Raw genomic sequence first — 2,387 nt, 5'->3', positions numbered from 1 at the left:
TATCGCCGCGATTTGGTGCGGATGCAGTCGGGACGCGGACAGTGCGGCTATATCTACTGTGATGCCGGTCAGGGCGAGTCCTCAACGGATCTGGTCTTTGCCGCACACAATATCATTGCAGAAAACGGCTCGATTCTCGCACAGTCCAAGCGATTTGAAACCGGCTTGACGATCTCGGAAATTGATGTCAAGCGCATGGATTACGAGCGCCGCCGTCAGAATACCTTCCACACAGAAGATGTGTTTGATTACGCAGAGATTCCGTTTGATATGCAGCTGCGGGAGACCACGCTGACCCGAACGATTGCTCAGACGCCGTTTGTCCCGTCCAATAAGGACGATCTGGCAGAACGCTGTGAAGAGATTCTGACGCTGCAGGCAACCGGTTTGGCAACGCGTGTCCGCCATGCTCATGCAAAGACGGCGGTTGTCGGTCTGTCCGGCGGTTTGGATTCCGCACTGGCACTGGTTGTTACCGTTCATGCGTTTGATATGCTGGGACGCGACAGAAAGGACATTATCGCCGTGACCATGCCGTGCTTTGGCACGACCAGCCGCACCAAGAATAATGCGCTGACGCTGGCGGCAGCCTATGGCACGACCTGCAAGACCATTGAAATCGGCGCATCGGTCACCCAGCACTTTATTGATATTGGTCATGACATGGAAGATCATTCGGTAACGTTTGAAAACGGTCAGGCGCGCGAGCGCACACAGGTTCTCATGGATCTTGCCAACAAGACCGGCGGTATGGTCATCGGTACCGGCGATTTGTCCGAGCTGGCATTAGGCTGGGCAACATATAACGGCGACCACATGTCAATGTACGGCGTCAACGGCTCGATTCCGAAGACCTTGGTTCGCTATCTGACTGCATATGAAGCAGAGCGGGCGGGCGGTGAGACCGGCCGCGTGCTGCGCGATGTTCTCGCAACGCCGGTATCTCCGGAGCTGCTGCCGCCGAAGGACGGAGAAATTTCGCAGAAAACCGAGGAACTTGTCGGCCCGTATGAGCTGCATGATTTCTATCTGTATTATCTGCTGCGCTTTGGCATGGAGCCGAAGAAGATCTATCGTCTGGCAAAACATGCGTTTGCCGGCGTCTATGATGATGAGACCATCAAGAAGTGGCTGACGACGTTTGTTCGCCGGTTCTTTATCCAGCAGTTCAAGCGTTCCTGCCTGCCGGACGGCCCGAAGGTCGGTACGGTCACGCTGTCCCCGCGCGGCGACTGGAGAATGCCGTCGGATGCCGTCAGCGCGCTGTGGATGCAGCAGTGCGAGCAGCTGTAAGAATGAGAAAGCAGGAGAGCAGTTCCATTTGGGGCTGCTCTCTTTTTCGTCTTAGCGGTTCTTTTCCCCTTCGTTAAAAATTTCATTTGAACACAAAGTGTATATTTTCTATAAATATTATAGCGTTGTAAAAAGTGCGTGCAAAACGTGTGAAAAAAACTGGGTAAATTCTTGGTAAATTATAAAAAGTGTTCAAAAAAAGTGCGTGAATTTCTTGACAAAGATTTCGGAATCGCTATAATATAAGCGTGTGCATGTGCGCATGTACATAGATTAACCCGCATTCCTGAAGGTGCACCGTACTTTTAGCCGAAAGCCAGATCAGCAAAATGTGCGTTTGCAGATTTCACATGGAATTCATTTTTTTTGGGAGGTTTACTGGTATGGATTTTAGGCTTACAAAAGAGCAGGCACTGGTTCAGAAGATGTGCCGTGAGTTCGCAGTGAACGAAGTAGAGCCGATTGCTGCTGAGATCGACGCTGAAGAGCGTTATCCGTTTGAAACAGTAGAAAAGATGCGTAAGTACGGCCTGATGGGCATTCAGTTCCCGAAGGAGCTGGGCGGCTCCGGCGGCGACACCATCTGCTACTCTATCGCAATTGAGGAAGCATCCCGCTTCTGCGGCACTACCGGCTGTATCATTTCTTCTCACGCAACGCTGGGCGCTTGGCCGATCTTCAAGTACGGCACCGCTGAGCAGAAGGAGAAGTGGCTGCGTCCGCTGATCGACGGTCACAAGACCGGTGCGTTCGGCCTGACCGAGCCGAATGCCGGCACTGACTCCGCAGCACAGCAGACTGTTGCTGTAAAGCAGGAAGACGGCTCTTATGTCATCAATGGCTCCAAGGTATTTATCACCGGCGGCGGCATTGCTGACACCTATGTAATTTTCGCTATGACCGATAAGGCTGCAAGAAATCATGGTATTTCTGCATTTATCGTTGATAAGGATGATCCGGGATTCTCCATCGGCAAGATCGAGCATAAGATGGGTATCCGCGGCTCCCAGACTGCTGAGCTGGTATTCGAGGACATGGTTCTTCCGGCAGATCGTCTGCTGGGCAGAGAAGGCCAGGGCTTCAAGATCGCTATG

The 2,387-nt window shown here is 52.3% G+C and carries 2 protein-coding genes; both read left to right on the top strand.

Annotated elements, in window-relative coordinates:
* A partial coding sequence (locus ACR0P9_RS11145; protein WP_432620150.1) for an NAD(+) synthase occupies positions 1 to 1,293 on the top strand: 1,293 nt, incomplete at its 5' end.
* A gap of 383 nt (positions 1,294 to 1,676) precedes the next feature.
* Positions 1,677 to 2,387: acyl-CoA dehydrogenase family protein (locus ACR0P9_RS11140; RefSeq protein ID WP_432620148.1), on the top strand; the 711-nt coding region annotated here is incomplete at its 3' end.

Source organism: Butyricicoccus sp., from assembly GCF_050872565.1.
Taxonomy (GTDB): Bacteria; Bacillota; Clostridia; order Oscillospirales; family Butyricicoccaceae; genus Butyricicoccus_A.
The sequence above is the reverse complement of the archived record's forward strand: the minus strand, read 5'-3'. Positions and strand labels throughout refer to the sequence as shown.